The 18,839-nt window shown below is 60.8% G+C and carries 23 protein-coding genes; 7 read left to right on the top strand and 16 right to left on the bottom strand.

The window, feature by feature from the left end:
• Positions 1-67: 67 nt before the first annotated feature.
• Entirely contained in the window at positions 68-601 is a 534-nt protein-coding gene (locus tag NL154_RS01525) for an RBBP9/YdeN family alpha/beta hydrolase (protein WP_210629201.1), read from the top strand.
• A gap of 48 nt (positions 602-649) precedes the next feature.
• Here NL154_RS01525 and fliP read toward each other — a convergent pair whose 3' ends face one another.
• The 13 genes from fliP to flgF all read right to left on the bottom strand — a co-directional run bounded on the left by fliP (position 650) and on the right by flgF (position 9,572).
• Complete coding sequence (gene fliP, locus NL154_RS01520) at positions 650-1,387, bottom strand: flagellar type III secretion system pore protein FliP (protein WP_011424032.1); 738 nt, start codon at positions 1,385-1,387, stop codon at positions 650-652.
• On the bottom strand, positions 1,384-1,887 hold the full coding sequence (locus NL154_RS01515) for a flagellar basal body-associated FliL family protein (RefSeq protein WP_221122743.1): 504 nt from the start codon (positions 1,885-1,887) through the stop codon (positions 1,384-1,386). The genes fliP and NL154_RS01515 overlap by 4 nt, the downstream gene beginning before the upstream one ends.
• 12 nt (positions 1,888-1,899) lie before the next feature.
• Positions 1,900-2,616, bottom strand: coding sequence for a flagellar basal body L-ring protein FlgH (flgH, locus tag NL154_RS01510; RefSeq protein ID WP_064800681.1), 717 nt, complete (start codon positions 2,614-2,616; stop codon positions 1,900-1,902).
• Positions 2,613-3,152 (bottom strand): MotE family protein, encoded by a 540-nt coding sequence (locus tag NL154_RS01505; RefSeq protein WP_210629204.1) that lies wholly within the window; start codon positions 3,150-3,152, stop codon positions 2,613-2,615. Before NL154_RS01505 ends, flgH begins: the two co-directional genes overlap by 4 nt.
• Positions 3,149-4,270 (bottom strand): flagellar basal body P-ring protein FlgI, encoded by a 1,122-nt coding sequence (locus tag NL154_RS01500; protein ID WP_210629205.1) that lies wholly within the window; start codon positions 4,268-4,270, stop codon positions 3,149-3,151. The genes NL154_RS01505 and NL154_RS01500 overlap by 4 nt, the downstream gene beginning before the upstream one ends.
• Positions 4,267-4,749 carry a flagellar basal body P-ring formation chaperone FlgA gene (flgA, locus tag NL154_RS01495; protein WP_221157996.1) on the bottom strand — a complete coding sequence of 161 codons (483 nt, stop codon included), beginning with the start codon at positions 4,747-4,749 and terminating at the stop codon, positions 4,267-4,269. The genes NL154_RS01500 and flgA overlap by 4 nt, the downstream gene beginning before the upstream one ends.
• Positions 4,750-4,765: 16 nt before the next feature.
• The gene (gene flgG / locus NL154_RS01490; RefSeq protein WP_210629207.1) at positions 4,766-5,554 is read right to left on the bottom strand and encodes a flagellar basal-body rod protein FlgG; all 789 of its coding nucleotides are present in this window, start codon (positions 5,552-5,554) and stop codon (positions 4,766-4,768) included.
• Positions 5,555-5,573: 19 nt separating this feature from the next.
• Positions 5,574-5,915 (bottom strand): flagellar hook-basal body complex protein FliE, encoded by a 342-nt coding sequence (locus NL154_RS01485; protein ID WP_434733461.1) that lies wholly within the window; start codon positions 5,913-5,915, stop codon positions 5,574-5,576.
• Between the two features lie 3 nt (positions 5,916-5,918).
• Entirely contained in the window at positions 5,919-6,335 is a 417-nt protein-coding gene (gene flgC / locus NL154_RS01480; RefSeq protein ID WP_064693821.1) for a flagellar basal body rod protein FlgC, read from the bottom strand.
• A 5-nt stretch (positions 6,336-6,340) separates the two neighbouring features.
• Complete coding sequence (gene flgB / locus NL154_RS01475; protein ID WP_011424023.1) at positions 6,341-6,733, bottom strand: flagellar basal body rod protein FlgB; 393 nt, start codon at positions 6,731-6,733, stop codon at positions 6,341-6,343.
• 158 nt (positions 6,734-6,891) lie between these two features.
• Complete coding sequence (locus NL154_RS01470; RefSeq protein WP_210629209.1) at positions 6,892-7,434, bottom strand: flagellar protein; 543 nt, start codon at positions 7,432-7,434, stop codon at positions 6,892-6,894.
• Between the two features lie 2 nt (positions 7,435-7,436).
• A complete protein-coding gene (fliI, locus tag NL154_RS01465) occupies positions 7,437-8,834 on the bottom strand; it encodes a flagellar protein export ATPase FliI (RefSeq protein ID WP_210629210.1) in 1,398 nt (465 codons plus the stop codon).
• A 3-nt stretch (positions 8,835-8,837) separates the two neighbouring features.
• Entirely contained in the window at positions 8,838-9,572 is a 735-nt protein-coding gene (gene flgF, locus NL154_RS01460) for a flagellar basal-body rod protein FlgF (protein WP_210629211.1), read from the bottom strand.
• 253 nt (positions 9,573-9,825) lie between these two features.
• Between flgF and motA the strand changes: the two genes are divergently transcribed.
• The 6 genes from motA to NL154_RS01430 all read left to right on the top strand — a co-directional run bounded on the left by motA (position 9,826) and on the right by NL154_RS01430 (position 15,128).
• Positions 9,826-10,698, top strand: a complete 873-nt coding sequence (gene motA / locus NL154_RS01455; RefSeq protein WP_020920386.1) for a flagellar motor stator protein MotA — start codon at positions 9,826-9,828, stop codon at positions 10,696-10,698.
• Complete coding sequence (locus NL154_RS01450) at positions 10,699-11,649, top strand: FliM/FliN family flagellar motor switch protein (protein ID WP_210629212.1); 951 nt, start codon at positions 10,699-10,701, stop codon at positions 11,647-11,649.
• Between the two features lie 65 nt (positions 11,650-11,714).
• Positions 11,715-12,302, top strand: coding sequence for a flagellar motor switch protein FliN (fliN, locus tag NL154_RS01445; RefSeq protein ID WP_210629213.1), 588 nt, complete (start codon positions 11,715-11,717; stop codon positions 12,300-12,302).
• A 27-nt stretch (positions 12,303-12,329) separates the two neighbouring features.
• Positions 12,330-13,370: a flagellar motor switch protein FliG gene (gene fliG / locus NL154_RS01440; RefSeq protein ID WP_210629214.1), complete on the top strand. Its 1,041-nt coding sequence runs from the start codon at positions 12,330-12,332 to the stop codon at positions 13,368-13,370.
• A 232-nt stretch (positions 13,371-13,602) separates the two neighbouring features.
• Positions 13,603-14,682, top strand: coding sequence for a flagellar biosynthesis protein FlhB (gene flhB / locus NL154_RS01435; RefSeq protein WP_434733460.1), 1,080 nt, complete (start codon positions 13,603-13,605; stop codon positions 14,680-14,682).
• A 5-nt stretch (positions 14,683-14,687) separates the two neighbouring features.
• Positions 14,688-15,128, top strand: a complete 441-nt coding sequence (locus NL154_RS01430) for a hypothetical protein (RefSeq protein ID WP_210629216.1) — start codon at positions 14,688-14,690, stop codon at positions 15,126-15,128.
• Between the two features lie 64 nt (positions 15,129-15,192).
• On the opposite strand, the gene visR is transcribed toward NL154_RS01430, so the two are convergent.
• The 3 genes from visR to fliF all read right to left on the bottom strand — a co-directional run bounded on the left by visR (position 15,193) and on the right by fliF (position 18,828).
• Entirely contained in the window at positions 15,193-15,939 is a 747-nt protein-coding gene (visR, locus tag NL154_RS01425) for a transcriptional regulator VisR (RefSeq protein ID WP_210629217.1), read from the bottom strand.
• Positions 15,940-15,947: 8 nt separating this feature from the next.
• Complete coding sequence (gene visN / locus NL154_RS01420) at positions 15,948-16,694, bottom strand: transcriptional regulator VisN (RefSeq protein ID WP_210629218.1); 747 nt, start codon at positions 16,692-16,694, stop codon at positions 15,948-15,950.
• Positions 16,695-17,136: 442 nt separating this feature from the next.
• Positions 17,137-18,828, bottom strand: a complete 1,692-nt coding sequence (gene fliF / locus NL154_RS01415; RefSeq protein WP_221122741.1) for a flagellar basal-body MS-ring/collar protein FliF — start codon at positions 18,826-18,828, stop codon at positions 17,137-17,139.
• Positions 18,829-18,839: the final 11 nt, after the last annotated feature.

Here is an 18,839-nt window from a genome sequence, read left to right as displayed (position 1 = left end):
ATAGATGCCAATTTGGTTCGCAGGTGTAAACCGCCATACTCCCGCTGAAGCGAAGAAGAGGCGAGATATGACCGAATTCATTCATTTGCCGGGCATCGGCAATTCCGGAAACGCTCACTGGCAGAGCCGTTGGGAGAATGCCAATCCGGCCATACGCCGTTTTGCACCGACGAGTTGGGATCAGCCGGATCTTTCCGACTGGATCCAAGCCTTGGAGCAAGCGGTGCGCAGAGCGAAAACACCACCTGTTCTCGTGGCGCATAGCCTCTCCTGCCTGCTTGTAGCACATTGGCATCAGCGGACCTCTTCGCCGATCAAGGGAGCGTTCCTCGCCGCCGTGCCAGACCCTCTTTCTCCGAGCTTTCCTGCGGACGCCGCAGGCTTTGCAGATGTGCCGCAGGTGCAGTTCGGCTTTCGATCGCTGATCGTCGCTAGCACCACCGATCCCTATGGTTCGCTCCCCTACGCCGAAACGCGAGCAAAGCAATGGGGTAGCGAGTTGAAAATCATCGGCGCGGCCGGCCACATCAATGGCCAAAGCGATCTGGGTGACTGGCCGGAAGGTCTGGCATTGCTGATGGATTTCGCGAGCCGCGCATAGCATAAACCGCTCGATCGAGGAACCGAAGTTCCTCATCGCCCCAGCCGGTCAGCTGAACGAGCGGACCAGGCTGCCGACGAGCAGATTCCAGCCGTCGATCAGGACGAAGAAGAGAATCTTGAAAGGCAGCGAGATCGAAGTCGGCGGCAGCATCATCATGCCCATCGCCATGGTGATGGTTGCGACGATGAGGTCGATGACGAGGAACGGCAGCACGACGAGAAAGCCGATCTCGAAACCGCGGCGAATCTCCGAAATCATGAAGGCAGGGATCAGCACGCGATAGTCGATCGGATCGGTCGTCTGGATGTTCTGCCCGCGCTCACGCGCCAGATCGACGAAGAGCGCCAAATCCTTGTCGCGGGTATTGGCCGCCATGAAGGTGCGGAAGGGCTCGGCGATACGCTGCACCGCCTCCGTCTCGTTGATCTGGTTGGCAAGCAGTGGCTGAACGCCGTTCTGCCAGGCCTGATCGAAGGTCGGCGACATGACGTAGAAGGTCATGAAGAGCGACAGCGACAGGAGGATCATGTTGGAAGGCGTCGAGGAGAGGCCCATCCCCGAGCGCAGGATCGAGAAGGCGATGACGAAGCGCGGGAAGCTCGTCACCATGATCAGGATGCCGGGCGCGACCGAAAGTACGGTCAGCAGGCCGAAGGTGCGGATGATCCAGGCGGCGACGGAGCCATCGACCGGCACGTTCAACAAGTCGGTCGGCAGCTGCTGTGCCACCGCCAGTTCCGGCACCGCCATCATGGCGGCAAGGAAAACTATGAAACGAATCATTCGATGACAAAGGTCCTGAACATGACCTTCGATACCCGCCCTTGCGAGCGAAGGTCAACACGTTCCTGGATGTCATCCTTGAGATATTGAAAGCCCCGCGGCCCCTCGATCTGCTGAAGGGAAACGGTCCTGACATAGGCGAGGATATCCTGATGAATGTCCTCGGCGACCTTGACGTCGGGCGGCCCGTTGAACAACAGCGCGACTTCTAGTCGGACCCAGTTTTCCGACGGGTAAGCAAGGTTGGATGTAATCGGCTCGAGCTGGACGACGTTGTTGGCCTCGGTCGAGATGCGCGCCAGCCCCTCCTCGGCCTTCTTCTTGGCCTCGGCTTCCTTGGCCTGCTCTGCCTCTTTGGCGCCCTTGATCTGGGGCGCGACGATCGTGCCGACCGCCCAGCCGCCGCCGGCGCCGAGGAGCGTCAGGACGGCAATGCCGATGATCGTCATCAGGACGGATTTCTTCTTCGATTGACCTGCGCTTACGTCTTCGTCTGCCATCGTCGTTGGGCCTCAAAGCGGCGAGAAAAGATCGACGGCCTGCTGCCCGCGCGGAGGCTGCTGCACTTCCATCAGGCGACCGCGGCCGCCATAGGAGATGCGGGCTTCGGCGATCTTGTCGTAGGAGATCTGGTTGTCGGCGTTGACGTCCTGCGGACGCACGATACCGGCGACGTTCAGGATGCGCAGCTCCTGGTTCAGACGGACTTCTTGCGAGCCAGAGATGACGAGGTTGCCGTTTTCAAGAATACCGGTGACGACGGCCGCAACGAGAAGGGTCAGCTTGTCGGTGCGCTCGATCTTGCCCTTGCCGTCGGTGCTGGTATCCGAACCGTAGGTCAGATCGGTCTTCGATTCCGGGGTCCAGCCGAAGATCTGGGCATTGACGTCCCAGTTCATGCCGCTCGAATTCTTGCGGCTGCGGTTGGTCTCGTTGTCGAAGGAGGCTTTGTCGTTGATCTGGATGTCGACGGTCAGGATGTCGCCGACGTTCAGCGCGCGTGCATCCTTGAAGAGCGCGGCCTGCGAATCGCTCCAGAGCGAATAGCCCTGCGCCACGGCACGCGGCTGCTTCGGATAAAGCGCCATCTGCGGGGTCTGGCCATAGGCAAGTCCACTGCCGATCGGGCTCATGGCGGGCGCACGGCCGATCTCGCTGACTGCCGTCGGGGACTGGCAGCCCGCAAGGAGTGCGAGGGCGGCGATCGCGGCCGGAAAACGCATGTTCATGAAGGATCCTTCGACGTATTGGGATCGGACGCACTGGCGATGATGCCGGCGATGATGGCGGCTTTCTGCGGGTCCATCTCGTTGAGGATGAGGCTCGACTGACGCGGACCGAGCCGCATGATGACGGCCGAGGCCACTTCGACCTTCATGTCCTGCAGCTGGAGCGCCGCCGCATCCGGCTTCATCTTCTTATAGATTTCGGTGAGGCCGGCTTCCGCCTGCTGCAGGAAGTCGTCGCGCCGCTTCAGCCAGTCCTGGTATTCGGCCTTGCGCTTGTCCATCTCCTCCATCCGGGCGTCGATGTCGGCGCGGAGCCTTTCCAGCTCCTGTTTCTGCAGCAGGTAGCGCTGGTCGCGGGCTGGATCGGCGATGTTGGTGCAGAATTGCTTGATCTCGTCCTGAGACGTGATGTCTCCCTCCGGGTGCTCCTGTGCGAAGGCACCCGGGATCGACAGCAGGACGAGGCCGGCTGCCGGCAGCGCCAGGCGGCGCAGCAGCTGCAGCACGGTCATGTCAGGATTCAGGATCGTCATCATTGCAATACAAGCTCCGCCTGCAGGGCGCCCGCCGATTTGATGCCCTGGAGAATGGCGATGATCCCATCCGGTTTCACGCCGATATTGTTGAGACCGGCAACAAGGGTCCTGAGGTCGGGACCGTCGATTATGGCAACGCGCCCGCCGGTCTGCTCAGCCGCGATATCGGTCTGCGGCTGAACGGCAGTCCGCCCGCGCGAGAAGGGTTCGGGCTGGATGATCTGCGGCGTCTCGGTGACCTGAACCGTGAGTGTGCCGTAGCTGACGGCGACCGGCGAGACGCGGACATCGGAGCCGATGACGATCGTTCCAGTGCGCTCGTTGATAACCACCTTGGCCGGCGTATCGGTTTCGACGATGAGGTTTTCGACGTCGGCCATCAGCCGGGTGAGATCGGCCGTGCGCGGTTTCTGGATCACCACTTCCTGCGAATCCTTGGCTTCGGCGACCGGGCCGCCGAAGCGCGCGGAGGCATAGCCATTGACAATGTCGGCAATGCGGATCGCCGTCGAGAAATCGGGATTGCGCAGCTGTAGGACGAGATTGACTGAATCCTTGAAATGCGACGGCAGTTCGCGTTCGATGATCGCGCCGCCGGGTACGCGGCCGGCGGTGGTGACGCCTTCGGTCACCGTCGCCGCCTGGCCCTGCGCCTGAAAGCCGGAGACGATAACAGAGCCCTGGGCGACAGCATAGATCTGGCCGTCGGCACCGGAAAGCGAGGTCATGACGAGCGTGCCGCCGCGCAGCGAGGTCGCATCGCCGAGCGAGCTCACCGTAACATCGAGACGGCTGCCGGGGCTCGCGAAGGGCGGCAGGTTGGCGGTGACCATCACGGCCGCGGTGTTCTTCGCGTTGGACTGGCCGCCCTGTGTCGAGATGCCGAGATTCTGGAGCATTGCCCGCATCGACTGCTCGGTGAAGGGCGAGGAACGGAAGCCGTCGCCGGTTCCCTGCAGGCCGACGATCAGACCGTAGCCGATCAGCTGGTTATCGCGGCCGGCCTGAAGCGAGGCGATATCCTTGATGCGTGACGTCAGCGCCCAGGCGGGCGCCACGTCGGCCAAACTCATGGCGACAACCGCAGCAAAGGCGACGATACGGAAGAACAATTTCATTTCGCCCTCACATGGATCGTGCCGTCCGCAAGCACCGTGCCGCTGACGATGACGCCGGAATCCATATTACGTGCACGGACCACCTGCCCCGTCGCGCCGTCTTCGAGCGGCGTGCCGGCAGCGGAGATCGTCATTGCGCCGAGAGAGAAGACCAGGCGGATCGAAGAGCCGCGCGTCACCGTATAGGGCTCGCGCAGGGCTGAAACCGAGATTGTGCGCCCCGGTAGCAGCGTGCGTTTGGAAACCAGACCTTCGACCTGCGAAATCGATTTGGCATAATCGCCGGCGAGGTTGGGGTTGGTGACCTCAACCTCCTGAAGCTGGCTGCCCGACAATGTGTCGCCGGGGTAGATGATCGTCGTCGGGACGACGGCATAACCCATGCCGGCATCCGCGTCCGCAGGCAAGACCACGCCCGCGAGTGCGATCGTGGCTGCCGCCACCCATCCTGAGATGCGTCCTGCCCGGCAAAACATCATGTTTCGGCCCTTCCCTTTACTTCAGGTTCTTGCTGACGATGGAGGCCATTTCATCAGCGGTCGTGATCACCTTGGAATTCATTTCGTACGCACGCTGAGCCGATATCAGCTCGGTGATTTCCTTCACCGGGTCGACGTTCGAGGATTCCAGATAACCCTGCTTCATATAGGCAAAGCCTTCCTCGTCGGGGTTGCCGACGACCGCATCGCCCGAGGCCGGCGTTTCCTGGAAGAGATTGTCGCCGATCGGCTGAAGACCCGCTTCGTTGACGAAGTCGGCAAGCGTCAGCTGTCCAAGAACAGTCGGATCGGTCTGACCCGGCAGCTTCGCCGAGACCTCGCCGGAGCGGCTGATGGTCAGTTCGGTCGAACCCTGAGGGATGGTGATCCCAGGCAGGACTTCATAGCCGTCGATGGTGACGAGCTGGCCCTGGTCATTCTTGTTGAAAGCGCCAGCGCGGGTATAGAGCGTCGTGCCATCGGTCGACTGAATCTGAAAGAAGCCCTTGCCGATCAGCGCCACGTCGAGGTCGTTGCCAGTCTGTGTCAGTTCGCCCTGGAGATGCAGATTGCGGACCGCGGAGGTCTGGACGCCGAGGCCGATATTTGCGCCTTCAGGAACGACGGCCTGATTGGCCCGGTTGGCGACGCCCTTGGCGCGTTCGGTCTGGTAGAGAAGGTCGGTGAACTCGGCGCGGGCCCGCTTAAAGCCCGTCGTGTTGATGTTCGCAATGTTGTTGGCGATGACTTCCAGATTGGTCTGCTGGGCATCCATGCCCGTTGCTGCGATGGCGAGCGCTCTCATGTATTCGTCCTCAAATCAGTTACATCTGCATCTTGGTGACTTCGAGAAAGGCCGAAACGACCTTGTCGCGGATGGCAATCGCGGTCTGCAGCGTCTGCTCGGCCTGGAGCATGGAATCAACGACTTCACGGGTCGTCGCCGTGCCCTTGATGCCGGCGAAGGACATGTTTTCGGCACCCTTCAGGCTGCTGACCGCGTCGGTCGCCATGCCGCCCAGGACCGAGGCGAAGCTCAGGCCGTTGGCCGCACCCGCAGTGCCCGGCATGGTCGTTGCGGAGGACGAGGCGGAATTTTCGGTGTCGACGGCGCCGAGCGCGCGGGTCATCGAAAGATTGCTGACATTCTGGACGCTGCTGATCATTGATTATTGGCTCTTCAGAAGATCGATCGTGGACGAGATGAGGTCGCGGGTCTGCTTGATGGTCTGCAGATTGGCGTCATAGGAGCGATTGGCTTCACGCATGTCAGCCATCTCGACGAGGATGTTGACGTTCGGCAATTTGACGACGCCCTTGGCGTCCGCCGCCGGATTGCTGGGGTCGAACTCGGTGCTGAAATCGCCTTCGTCGACGCCGACCTTCTTGACGTTGACTGTCTCGACGCCGCTGGTGCGGTCCATCTGCTGGCCGAAGGTGATCGTCTTGCGGCGATAGGGGTCGGCGCCCGGCGTGTCACCGGTCGAGCGGGCGTTGGCAATGTTTTCCGAGACGATGCGCAGGCGCGTCGATTGCGCCTCGAGCCCCGAACCGGCGATTTTCATAGCTGCGGAAAGCGGATCCATGACAATTACTTCCTGACCGTCATCAACATCATGCGGTTGAAGGAGCTGACCAGCGAGGTGTTCAGATCGTACTGGCGCTTGATGTCACCCGACTTGGAAAGCTCTTCGGCCAAACCGACGGTGTTGCCGGATTCCTGAATGCCGATCTCCTGGTCGAGGGCTGCTTCCTTGACGTCGATATCGCCGCTGTCGCTGAAATCGTTGCCGCTGAAGTGCGCCGGATTGGTGCGCGCCATGGTGATGTCGGATCTGTCCAGCACGGCATCGAAGGGCGTGACGTCCTTGGCGCGGAATTTCGGAGTATTGGCATTCGCGATGTTGCCGGCAACAACCTGCTGACGGATCGTCAGCCATTCCGCCTGTCGCGAAGCCAAGTCGAAAAGTTGGATCGGTTGCATGAGAACTCTCCGTTTTTACTATCCGGAACCTAGAGCGGTAATCTTGCGTGGGACTTACGGGAATTCGGCCTTCGAGGCCTCGCCGAAAACCGCAATAGAAAAGGGCCCCTGCCGGTTCGCGGCGGAGCCCCTCTTGTCTTCAGCCGTTGCGAAGGGATTCAGTCGTTCTTGTAGATATCGCCCTTGGAGGTGATGATCACCCACTTGCCCTCGCGCTGCTCGATCATCGCCAGGCGGCTTTCGTCGGGCAGGACCGAGCCGATGCGCACCACATACATGCCCGAGGGATCCTCGATCAGCGCCCGGCCGTTGGACACGTGGAGAAGGCGGAAGGAAGACTTGCCCGGGAAAGGCTGGTCTTCCAGCATCACGCCGCCGTCACGCTGCTTGCCGAGATCGGAGACCGTCGCCGTCGTCAGCGGATCGATCGGCGGAGCCTTCTTGGCTGCCTCGTTCTTGTTGACCATGGCCAGCGGTGAGACGCTGAAGACGTTGCGGGCGGGCCAATCCGGCAGTTCGCGCGAATTGCTGCTGGTGGCGACGTTGATGCCGAACTTGTCCGCATTGAAGAAGACATACCAGGGGAAAAAGGCGGAGGCGCCGGCAAGCGCCAGGCCGGCGAAGGTGAGAAACCGATCCAGAGTGGCGGTCTTTTTGCGCTGCTTCAGGGAAGCGATGCGTTCATCGTCAAAATCAGCCACTTTTATCTCCTCTGCATGGGTGCGCCCTGATTGCCCATGCCGGCAGCAGCCTTGAGCGCGCCGGCGAGATCGGCAAAAGCGTCAACCGAGTCGCGATCGCCCGGAGACTGTTTCAGGACGTCGTAAATGATAGGGACCTGCTTGACCGCCATGTCGAGATCAGGATCGGCCCCCTGGCGATAACCGCCAATCAGGCGCAGGTCCCTCGTTTCCTCAAAGCGGTGGATCAATACCTTCAAGCGCGACACCAGCTTTTCCTGATCCGGAGTCCAGGCCTTGCGGGCAAGACGCGAGATCGAGGCGAGCGGATCGATCGGAGGATAGCGCCCTTCTTCGGCGAGACTGCGCTGCAAGACGATATGGCCGTCGAGAATGCCGCGCGTCGAATCGGCGATCGGGTCGTTGTGGTTGTCGCCATCAACGAGGATCGAGATAATGGCGGTGATCGTGCCGGCGCCTTCGGGGCCAGGACCGGCGCGTTCGAGCAGGCGCGGCAATTCGGTGAAGACAGAGGCAGGATAACCGCGGGCGATCGGCGGTTCGCCGGAGGCGGTCGCCACCTCGCGGATCGCATGGGCAAAACGCGTGACGCTGTCGACGATGAAGAGCACGTTTTCGCCCTTGTCGCGGAAATGCTCGGCGATGGTGACCGCCGTCAGCGGCGCCATCTTGCGCAGCATCGGGCTTTCGTCGCTGGTCGCGACGACGGCAATCGCCTTCTTCATATTGCTGCCGAGCGTATCCTCGATGAATTCGCGCACCTCGCGGCCGCGTTCGCCGACGAGCGCGATGACCACCTTGTCGAAGGCATCGGCGCGGGCAAGCATGGACAGAAGCGTCGACTTGCCGACGCCGGAGCCGGCAAAGATGCCGAGACGCTGGCCGAGGCAGAGCGGCGAAAAGATGTCGATCGCGCGCACGCCGGTCTTGAAGCCGGTCGCCACGCGCTGGCGCGTCATCGAGGGTGGCGCAGCGTTGGAAATCGAGCGGCGATCGAGCCCTTGGCCGATCGGACCCAGCCCGTCGATCGGCTCACACAGCGAATTGATCGTGCGCCCGCACCAGCTGTCGGATGGCGAAATTCGGAAGGCGCCTTTGCGAATGACCGTGTCATGGATGCCGATCGGCTCGCCCGGTTCGATCGGGCAGACATAGATCAGGTCCGGCTCGACACGAACGACCTCGCCGAGATGGATGCCAGTCGCCGATTTATGCGCTACGAATTCACCGAGACGAACATGACGGGAGAGACCGCGAACCGTATAGTGGCCGGCAGCGATGGTCTGGACGCGACCGCCATGAGCGACGGCGAATTCCGGCGATGCGTATCGGTCGACGAGACCCGCCAGATGCGCGAGCTTCGGAGAAAGGCCGTCTTCGGACAGTAGCGTCGTGCTCATTGCTTAGCGGCTGCCCCCAAGCGTCTGGACGGCCTGCTTGAACGAATCCTCGCTGTCGCGCATCAGCGAGGAAATGCTTTCGAAGGCACGGTTGACTTCGATCAGCTGAGTGATCTCGCGCATGGCGTTGACGTTGGAATTTTCCAGATAACCCTGCTCGACACCGACATTGAAGCGGTCGACGACGGCGCGCGGCTGGTCGGTGGTCAGGATGCCGCTGTTTTCGTAGCGCAGGTAACCCTTGCCGATATCGGCCTCGAACAGGCCCAGCGAACCGACCTGGCGGTCGCCTTGATAGATGATGCCGTCGGTGCCGACAGCAGGCTCGCCGCCCTTCGTGTCGAGCTGGATCGGTGCGCCGCCGGCATCGAGAACCGGATATCCGCGGATCGAAACGAGTTCGCCGGTATCCCTGAGCGTAAAGCGGCCGTCCCTCGTGAGGACGCGGCCGGCCGGTGTGTCGAGGGCAAACCAGGCATCGCCCTTGACGGCGAAATCAAGCATGTTGCCGGTGTGCTGCAACTCGCCGTTCTGCTCGTTCAGGTAGTCGTTGCCCTGGGAAACGAAGGCGACCTTGGTGTTCAGCTTGTTCTTGGTGGCCGCCACCATCTCGTCGAACTTCACCTCGGTGGCGCGAAAACCGGTGGTGTTCACGTTCGCCATGTTGTCGGCGATGGTGTTCAAGCGCTTTTCAAGCGCCATCTGCGACGACAGAGAAACGTAAAGACCGGATTGCATGTCTGTAAGCTCCAAGCATTGGCGATGAACGGGACGAAAAGCCGGGCGTCGTCTGATCTGGTTCGGCCGGGATTTCGCTGAGGCGGCATCTCAGAAACGGGCGCGAGCGCCCATTCGTCTCCTTTAGATTGGCGGCAGATGCTTGCGCGAAGCTGGCACGTGGAAATGCCTGGGACCGACCCTTTCATCAGCCTCACGCAAGGCAGAAACCCTATCCGTCTCGAAGAAAAGCAACGTTCAGATTGGGCTGACGATGAACATCATTATCGGATTTATTGTTGTCTGCGGCTGCATCGTCGGCAGCTTCATGGCGATGGGCGGCGAAGTGGATGCGCTGTTCCAGCCCTTCGAATTTCTCATCATCGGCGGCGCCGGTCTCGGCAGCTTCATCATGGCGAACCCGATGAAGGTGGTGAAGGATTCCGGTAAGGCGCTTGCAGAGGCCTTCAAGCACGCCGTACCGAAGGAGCGCAATTATCTCGATACGCTCGGCGTGCTCTACTCGCTGATGCGGGACCTGCGCACCAAGTCGCGAAACGAAATCGAAGCCCATATCGACAATCCTGCCGAATCGACGATCTTCCAGCAGGCTCCGACGGTTCTGAAGAACAAGGAACTGACGGCCTTCATCTGCGATTACGTGCGCCTGATCATTATCGGCAACGCCCGTAGCCACGAAATCGAGGCGCTGATGGACGAAGAGCTCAACACCATCATGCACGACAAGATGAAGCCCTATCACGCGATCCAGATCATGGGCGATTCCTTCCCGGCGATCGGTATCGTTGCGGCCGTTCTCGGCGTCATCAAGGCGATGGCCCACATCAACGATTCGCCCGAGGTGCTTGGCCATCTGATCGGTTCGGCGCTCGTCGGCACCTTCCTCGGCATTCTCCTATCCTATTGCGTCTGCTCGCCGCTGGTTTCCCAGATCAAGGTCGTCCGCAACAAGCAGCATCGCCTCTATGTCATCGTCAAGCAGACGCTGCTTGCCTATATGAACGGTTCGGTGCCGCAGGTCGCTCTCGAATACGGCCGCAAGACGATCTCGGCCTACGAACGTCCTTCCATCGATGCGGTCGAACAGGAAATGATGAACCCAGGCGGCGAAAACAAGGCGGCTTAAATGACCATGAGCGATGCTTCGCGTGACAAACCGGCAATGGATCCCGCCCTTCTCGCCAAGCTGACCGGCGGGCTCGGAGACAGAGGCAGGGTCGCCAAGATCTGCAGCGCCTTCGGGGAGGTCTACAGCGAGTTCTTTCCCGACGTCATCAAAAGCGAGACCGGCCTCGACGTGACCGTCAGCTATCTCGGCTGCGAGATCGGCTACAAGAACCACCTGGTTGACGACCTCAGCCACAACGTCACGCTCGTCGACGCGACGCTGCGCAACTGGTCTCAGAATGTCACGCTTGCCTGCGGCAACGGTTTCGTCATCACGCTGATGGAACACCTGCTCGGCGCCACCGCCGATACGATCGAGGAGCCGGCCGAGCGGCTGCTCTCGGTCATCGAACTCGATCTGGCGGTCATGGTCTTCGACAAGATCGCCAAGGTGCTGCGCTCGGCGGTCAATGCACCTGGCGGTTTCGAGCCCAGTCTTTCGGCCCCGCACGCCCATGACGCCAGCCCCCGGCCGGCGGAGGACAAGCCGGACGAATTTGCCGCCGCCATTAACATGTCGATCACGCTCGCCGGCATTGTTTCGGAATTCGCACTGATCATTCCGCAGACGGCGCTGCTCAAGACCAAGGTGACGCCGCCGAAGCCGAAGCGCCAGACCGGCGGCAATTCGCCGGAATGGGCCGAACAGCTTGGCGATCAGGTCCGCCGCTCGCATGTCACGCTCGAGGCCAGGATCCGGCTACAGGACCTGACGCTGCGCACCATATCGAAGCTGATGGTCGGCGACGTCATCCCGTTCCGCGACGGCCGCGACGTCCGCGTCGAGGTCAGCGCCAATAGCAAGGAATTGTATATATGCGAGTTCGGGCGTTCTGGCGAAAACTACATGGTCCGCGTCAAGGATACGATGAACTCGGATGACGAACTCATCCGTCATTTAATGAATTGATCGGTTCTCTGGCTTCCGGGCTGCAAAGGCAGTTTGAGGCAAGTTTCAACTGGAATAGTGATTTCATGGCAACGAAGAAAACACAGCAGAACAGTGACCTCTCCCTGGATATGCCGGGCAGCGAGGCCGATCTCGACCAAGCGATCGACGATCTGCGCGGCGTGCTGAAGAAGGATGCCGATAGCGACCTGTCGCAGTTTGGCGCCGAACTGGAGAATGATGGCTTCGCGGCAGGAACGGATCTGACCGCCTTCGGCGGCGAGATTTCGGATTCCCCTTTCGGCGGCGATGATTTCGGCGGCGATTTCGGCGCCGGCAATGCCAGCCCGGCTGCAGGCATGGATTTCGGCGGCAGCTCTTCGTTCGAGGCGTCATCGGCGCCGCTCGGCAGCGCGCTGACCTCGAATTTCGAGCTGATCATGGACATTCCGATCGATGTCCAGATCATGCTCGGCACCAGCCGGATGCAGGTCTCCAGTCTGATGAATCTTAATGAAGGAGCGACGATCGCCCTCGACAAGAAAATCGGCGAACCCGTTGAGATCATGGTGAACGGCCGCAGGATTGCACGCGGCGAGATTACGGTTCTTGATAACGACGACACCCGGTTCGGCGTGAAGCTGATAGAAGTTTTGAGTACGAAAAAAGCCTGATCCCTGTGGGGACGGAGAGGTTAGACCATGATGGACTTTGACGATTTCGGCGGCGCGCTAGCCGGGAAACCGTTGACCCAGGCTGAAAAGGCGGCGGCGGTCCTTCTCGCCATGGGAAAGGGTGTCGCCGGCCGGCTGTTGAAATATTTCACTCAGGCCGAGCTGCAGACCATTATCGCATCGGCCCAGTCACTGCGCGCCATTCCGCCGGACGAGCTCCTGTCGCTCGTCTCCGAGTTCGAGGACCTCTTCACCGAGGGCGCTGGACTGATGGACAATGCCAAAGCGATCGAGGCCATTCTAGAAGAAGGCCTGACCCCCGACGAGGTGGACAGCCTGCTCGGCCGCCGCACGGCATTCCAGGCCTACGAGACCTCGATCTGGGATCGCCTCAGCGAAGCCGAGCCGGCATTCGTCGCACAGTTCCTGCTGCGTGAACATCCGCAAACCGTCGCCTACATCCTTTCGATGATGCCCTCCTCCTTCGGCGCCAAGGTGCTGCTGCAGCTTCCCGACAACCGCCGCGCCGACATCATGAACCGGACGGTCAATATGAAGGCCGTCAGCCCGAAGGCGGCGCAGATCATCGAGAACCAGGTGATGACGCTGCTTGCCGAAATCGAGGCAGAGCGCAACGCTGCCGGCTCGACGAAGGTCGCCGATCTCATGAACGAGCTCGACAAGCCGCAGGTCGACACGCTGCTCACCTCGCTCGAATCGATCAGCCGCGAGGCGGTCAACAAGGTTCGGCCGAAGATCTTCCTCTTCGAGGACCTCATGTACATGCCGCAGCGCAGCCGCGTCCTGCTGCTCAACGATATTTCGACCGACGTGCTCACCGTCTCCTTGCGCGGCTCGCCGGCCGAGATCCGCGAATCGGTTCTGTCCGCCATCAGTCCGCGCCAGCGCCGCATGATCGAATCGGATCTGCAGAGCGGCATGGGCGGCGTCAATCCGCGTGAGATCGCCATTGCGCGCCGCGCCGTGGCACAGGAAGCGATTCGCCTGGCCAACTCAGGCCAGATCGAGCTCAAGGAGAAGGAAGGCGAGGCCTCGGCCGCTGCCTGACCCTCTGAGACTGTTGACAAATCCGGCCGGCAAGCAGGCCGCTGTTGATCGCCGCGCCGCGGGCGACTACCTTTCATCGATCGGCCGCACTCTATGGCGTGTCGCAGAGCACATGGCTCCTGCGACGCGCCTTGGGTTTTTGTTTTGACGCATCTCGTCATCCCAGAATCGCTGCCCTGTTCGGGGTGGCATGCATTCGCTGCGGCCTGTTTCTTTGACGGAGGGCCGCGACTTGGCCGATGATGACAAGGACAGCAAAACAGAAGCCCCGACCGCGAAAAAGCAAGCCGACGCCGCGGAGAAAGGCAATGTGCCGTTTTCGCGCGAGCTGTCGATCTTCGCGACCATCCTCGCCACTTTCATTTATCTGGTGTTCTTCCTTCCCGATAGCGTCGGCCGCATGGGCGAAACGCTGCGCGACATTTTCGAGCAGCCCGACCAATGGAAAATCGAGACGGGACCGGACATTCTGGCGCTCTTCGTCCGGCTCGGCTGGGCGAGCGCGGCGCTGCTGGCACCCGCCCTCATCCTGTTCATGGTCTTCGGCATCGCCTCCTCGATCTTCCAGAACCTGCCGACGCCTGTGCTCGAACGCATCAGGCCTCAGGCCTCACGCATCTCTCCGGTCAAGGGCTGGTCACGGCTCTTCAGCCTGCCCGGCCTCGTCGAGTTCGGAAAGTCGCTGTTCAAGGTCGTCGTCGTCGGGGTCGTCCTGTTTTTTGTGCTCAGGAGCGAATATTTCAGCTCAATCGACGCCATGTTCTCCGATCCGCAGACAATCCTCGTGCGGATGATGACGGCGATGCGCAAGATCATCATCGTCATGCTGATCGCCACCGCGATCGTGGCGATCGCCGATCTTTTCTGGACGCGCCATCACTGGTTCACCGAGCTCAAGATGACGCGCCACGAGGTGAAGGAAGAAAACAAGCAGGCGCAGGGCGACCCCTTTGTCAAAAGCCGGCAGCGCTCGCTGATGCGCGACCGCGCGCGCCGCCGCATGATCGCCAACGTGCACCGCGCCACGCTTGTCATCGCTAACCCGACGCACTATGCCGTAGCGCTGCGCTATGCGCGTGAAGAGAACGACGCGCCTGTGGTTCTGGCAAAGGGCCAGGACCTGATTGCACTCAAAATCAGAGAGATCGCCGAGCAGAACGGCATCCCGGTGTTCGAGGATCCGCCGCTCGCGCGCTCCATGTTTGCGCAAGTCTCGATCGATAGTGTCATACCGTCAGTCTTCTATAAGGCCGTTGCGGAGCTCATACACAGGGTCTACGCCGCAGACGCCAAGAACAAACGGGTAAGATAAGCCGAATGAAAAAATGCCCTCACTCTGCCCAGCGTGAAAAGATCCTCGCAGACGCGATCAGCCCCGTCGCCACCGAACTGCGCCTTCTGGATGCCTCTGACCTCATTTCACTGCTGCGCTTCGAGTATTACGGCAATCTGGCCGATCTCGTCGCTTCGGCGGCGGAGCTTTTCTTTCATCCGGGCACGGTCAATTTCGGCCTCGGTGGAAACTATACGCTGGAATGGGGCGGCAAGCCCGAAGTCGTTCTTGACTTGGAAATCAAGCCGCGGGGCGTCACCGTCTACGCCCAGCTCACCCTTGCCGACAATCATGCCGGCATCGAAATCAACCACATCGCCTTCGAGGACCCCTCCTCCGACCCCGACGAGAACACTACCTTTCTGGAAAAGAGCCTTCAGCAGTCTCGCTACAGCGTGAAACCGCCGCGCGCGCTCGCCAGCTGATTTGCCCCCAGGACAATCCAGCCTCGCTTTCGCGCCGCCTTTCATGAAGGCGGCAGGAACCGGTTCAGCTGATGTAGCCGAGCCGGATCGCCTTGGCGATCGCCTGGATGCGGTTGACGGAATCGAGCTTGATGGTCGCCGAGCCGAGATAGGCATTGACCGTGTGCACGGACAGGCCGAGTTTTTCGGCGATCTCTTCGCTGATACGGCCATCGCCGGCGAGCTGGAGACAGGCGATTTCGCGTTCGCTCAGCGCTTCGGCGGCGGCCGAGCGGCGTTCGTCGAGAGAGAGCAGATCCATCATCACGTGGCAGCAGCGGCCGTGCAGCTCGACGATCGTGTCGCTTGGAGGATCGATATCATCGCCGGTGAAAAGGATGAAGCCGTTGCCGAGGGCGCCGAGCCGCACCGGGAAGGCAAGGCCGGAGAAAGGCAGAATTCCATCCTTCAGGCGTGTCATGAAGGGCGCGAAATCCGCCGGACCGGGGGCCGCTCGGTCGTGAGCGCCGGCCCATGAAAGCGGCAGCAGCGACTTTTCGATATGGTCAAGAAGAATATCGCCATAAGCATCCGTGAAGGCCTTGGCAAAACCGGTATTCGAAGGCCCCCAGTTCTCGAGCTCACAGACTAGGCGCTGCTTTGCCGGCAATCCCGAGCCGCTGACACGGTAGATCGCGAAGCCTTGAGCGTCGGCGAGCTTCTGCATCGCGACCAGCCGCGGAAAAAGATCCGAACGGCTGGAAATCCTGTTCACCCGCACCACGCGCAGCGGATCGGCGCCGTTCATCGCCCTGCTTGATGGATGTGCCATGGATTCCCCTATACGAGATTGTTGCGGACCGCGAAGGCAATGGCCTCCGACCGGGTCTTGGTCGCCGTCTTGCGCATCACGCTGGTGATGTAATTGTTGATGGTATTGCGGGATATTCCGAGAATCATCGCGATCTCATCGCTGGTCTTGCCCTCGGCGATCCAGAACAGGCATTCCAGCTCGCGGTCGGTCAGTTCGAAATCGCGGTCGACCTTTGCGCCCCCGCAGCGAAGGAAGCTCGCGACGTAGCCGGCAAGCAGTCCCACATCCCGCAGGCGCTCCGGCGACAGGATGAAGCCTTCGCCGAACAGGAACATCAAGGCGAGCCGCGAGCGGCCGACATTGAAGGTCAATGAGCAATATTGGCGGCTGGCGCCATCAGGCACATCGGCGTCATCGGGCAGAAGAGCGAAGTTCGGCTGGAAAACCTGCATGCATTTTTCCAGCTCGGTCGAACGGGCATAGGTGCTGACCAGATCGTTGGCGATATCCTTAACCAGATCGAACGGCCAGTCCGACGAAACGATGAAATCGAGACCGCTTTCCTGGATGAGATCACAGCGCGCCAGAAGATAGTGCGACGCACCCACATAGTCCGTCAGCGCGCGCAGACCGGACTGCAACCTCCCAGTGTCGGCGACACCGTGCAGGCGCCGAATCAGCTCGTCGCGCGGCAAGAGAGCCGGCGCCACCACGCTCGCGAAATTCGCCATTTGCCTCTCGCCTTTGCTCGCCTGAAATATCGTCATATCCATTGGCAATTTCCTGCGGCTGAGGAACGATCAAACTCGGTGCAACAGCGATTTTTTTGTGAAGGATTCAATTCAAGCCCCGCTCGAATCCCATTTCGAATCACCTAAGGGTAAGCCAGCCGGTGTAAATCACCATCTCCGACTTCTAGGGATTTACTTTCGCTGTCGCTCATGCCGTGATTCGAGGACGACTTGCGCCCCTCAGAATACTGGGAAGGCTAAGATGATTCTGGCTGTACCGCAACTTCATTCGCGTTTTACGCGAGTGATCTTCAACAGTATTATTCAAATCCTTCACGCGGCCGTTTCTATTCCCGTTCGACAGCTGGAGCCGAATACAAACCGGGGAGCTGTCGGCTCCCCCGCGGAGGACCGATAACAATCCTGCTCCGGCAGTGAAAAGCCTGATACAGACATGAAAAGGGCCGGTTGCCCGGCCTCTTTCTTATGCTGCGTCGTCGATCGCCCACTTCCTGAGAATTTTGGCGGCGCGCTCCTCGTTGATCTCCACCATGCGGGCAAGCTTGCGTTCCGGGCCCTCCTTGACGCGGCGGTTGAAGTTGCCGTCGTCGTCGCCGAGGCTGAGCAGATCCTCGGTGCTGTCGAAGCCGAAATCGGAGCCGAAGCCGTCCATGAGAGCGCCTCCAGGAGCGCCGGCCGCCGGCGCGAAGTCCGGAAGTTCGAGACCGGCCGCTTCTGGCGTGGCGTCGCCAAGCACCGAGCTCGCGCCGTTACCGCTGACGCTGCGTACCAGCGGCCGCAGACCCATCCAGACCACCACGAAGGCGACCGCCACGAAGGCGAGCGAGTTGATGATGCCGGCAAGGTTGCGGCTCAGCATATCCATGACGCGGACACCGCCGGTGGCGTCTTCCAGCAGCTGGTTCTCGAGGAAGTCCATCGCCGTGACGGTGACGACATCGCCACGCTTGGCGTCGATGCCGGCTGCCGAAGCGACAATCTTCTGCATTTCGGCGAGATAGGCGTCGATCTTGGCCTGATCGACGGGCTCGCCGACCATCTTGGCGATGCGGCCCTTGTTGACAACGACGGCGATCGAAAGCTTCTCGACCTGATAGCTGTTGCGGGTCGTCGCCGTCGTCTTGCTGTTGATTTCGTAGTTGGTCTGCTCTTCGCGCTTGTCCGACTTGTCCTGTGATTCCGGACCGCTTGCGCCGCCGGCATCGGGGGCCGCCTGGGGAATGTTCTGTTCGACAGTCGTTGCGTTGTCGGACTGCCTCTGCTGCGACTGCTGGGCTTCCTTCGTCGAGCGAACGGAGCGTTCGACCTTGGATTCGGGATCGTAGACCGTTTCCTGAATCTGCTGAGCATCGGTGTTGAGGTCGGCGGTGACGCTGGAGCGGAAGTTGTCCATGCCGAGGAAGGGCGCCAGCGCCTTGTCGATGTTGGATTCGACTTCCTGCTGAACGTTCTGGACGATGTTGAGCGAGCGGTTCAGCGAGCTGTTGCTCGCCTCGTCGCCGGACGCGAGAAGCTGGCCGGCAGAATCAAGAATCGTGACGTCATCGACATCAAGCCCCGGCACGGCCGAGGCGACGAGGTGACGGATCGAGGTCGCCGCGCCGCGCCCGGTGGCGGCGCTGGCGCGAATCATCACGGAGGCGGTCGGTTTCTGCTCCGCCTTCCGGAAGTTTCCAACCTCGGGCATGACGATATGGACGCGCGCGGCCGTTATGCCCGAGATCGATTGGATGGTGCGTGCGATTTCGCCTTCCAGCGCTCGAACCCGCGTCACCTCCTGCATGAAGGAGGTCAGCCCAAGCGAGCCGACATTGTCGAAGAGTTCATAGCCGGCATTGGCGCTGTTTGGCAGGCCGCGCTCGGCAAGCATCAGGCGGGCCTTGCCCGTCATACCAGCCGGAACGGTGATGCTGGAGCCGTCCGTGCCGACCTGGAAATTGATGTTGGCTTCGGCAAGCGCCATGCTGATCTGGTTGAGATCGGGAGCGTCGAGACCGACATAGAGCGTTTCTTGTGCCGGTTTGTTGACGAAAAGGGCGGCCGCAAGGATGATTGCGATGGAAACGGCGCCGACGCCTCCCAGAATCATCAGGCGTGTCCGGCCCAGGGCGCCAAAGTTCTTAAAAATCTGAACTAATTGATTTAACAGATTCATTCTGTTCTCGC

The sequence above is a fragment of the Rhizobium sp. YTUHZ044 genome (assembly GCF_051123975.1).
Classification (GTDB): Bacteria; Pseudomonadota; Alphaproteobacteria; order Rhizobiales; family Rhizobiaceae; genus Rhizobium.
Note: the sequence above shows the minus strand (reverse complement) of the source record. Positions and strands in the feature narration are given on the sequence as shown.

Bases quoted from the DNA above. Each gene is read 5' to 3' on its own strand.
- NL154_RS01525 (WP_210629201.1), top strand. From the start codon at position 68: ATGACCGAATTCATTCATTTGCCGGGCATCGGCAATTCCGGAAACGCT.
- visR (WP_210629217.1), bottom strand. From the start codon at position 15,939: ATGGCACATCCATCAAGCAGGGCGATGAACGGCGCCGATCCGCTGCGC.
- flgH (WP_064800681.1), bottom strand. From the start codon at position 2,616: ATGAACATGCGTTTTCCGGCCGCGATCGCCGCCCTCGCACTCCTTGCG.
- NL154_RS01500 (WP_210629205.1), bottom strand. From the start codon at position 4,270: ATGAAATTGTTCTTCCGTATCGTCGCCTTTGCTGCGGTTGTCGCCATG.
- flgA (WP_221157996.1), bottom strand. From the start codon at position 4,749: ATGATGTTTTGCCGGGCAGGACGCATCTCAGGATGGGTGGCGGCAGCC.
- NL154_RS01515 (WP_221122743.1), bottom strand. From the start codon at position 1,887: ATGGCAGACGAAGACGTAAGCGCAGGTCAATCGAAGAAGAAATCCGTC.
- NL154_RS01450 (WP_210629212.1), top strand. From the start codon at position 10,699: ATGACCATGAGCGATGCTTCGCGTGACAAACCGGCAATGGATCCCGCC.
- motA (WP_020920386.1), top strand. From the start codon at position 9,826: ATGAACATCATTATCGGATTTATTGTTGTCTGCGGCTGCATCGTCGGC.
- NL154_RS01505 (WP_210629204.1), bottom strand. From the start codon at position 3,152: ATGATGACGATCCTGAATCCTGACATGACCGTGCTGCAGCTGCTGCGC.
- fliG (WP_210629214.1), top strand. From the start codon at position 12,330: ATGATGGACTTTGACGATTTCGGCGGCGCGCTAGCCGGGAAACCGTTG.
- fliI (WP_210629210.1), bottom strand. From the start codon at position 8,834: ATGAGCACGACGCTACTGTCCGAAGACGGCCTTTCTCCGAAGCTCGCG.
- fliN (WP_210629213.1), top strand. From the start codon at position 11,715: ATGGCAACGAAGAAAACACAGCAGAACAGTGACCTCTCCCTGGATATG.
- flgF (WP_210629211.1), bottom strand. From the start codon at position 9,572: ATGCAATCCGGTCTTTACGTTTCTCTGTCGTCGCAGATGGCGCTTGAA.
- flgB (WP_011424023.1), bottom strand. From the start codon at position 6,733: ATGCAACCGATCCAACTTTTCGACTTGGCTTCGCGACAGGCGGAATGG.
- NL154_RS01430 (WP_210629216.1), top strand. From the start codon at position 14,688: ATGAAAAAATGCCCTCACTCTGCCCAGCGTGAAAAGATCCTCGCAGAC.
- fliF (WP_221122741.1), bottom strand. From the start codon at position 18,828: ATGAATCTGTTAAATCAATTAGTTCAGATTTTTAAGAACTTTGGCGCC.
- flgG (WP_210629207.1), bottom strand. From the start codon at position 5,554: ATGAGAGCGCTCGCCATCGCAGCAACGGGCATGGATGCCCAGCAGACC.
- fliP (WP_011424032.1), bottom strand. From the start codon at position 1,387: ATGATTCGTTTCATAGTTTTCCTTGCCGCCATGATGGCGGTGCCGGAA.
- NL154_RS01485 (WP_434733461.1), bottom strand. From the start codon at position 5,915: ATGATCAGCAGCGTCCAGAATGTCAGCAATCTTTCGATGACCCGCGCG.
- visN (WP_210629218.1), bottom strand. From the start codon at position 16,694: ATGGATATGACGATATTTCAGGCGAGCAAAGGCGAGAGGCAAATGGCG.
- flgC (WP_064693821.1), bottom strand. From the start codon at position 6,335: ATGGATCCGCTTTCCGCAGCTATGAAAATCGCCGGTTCGGGGCTCGAG.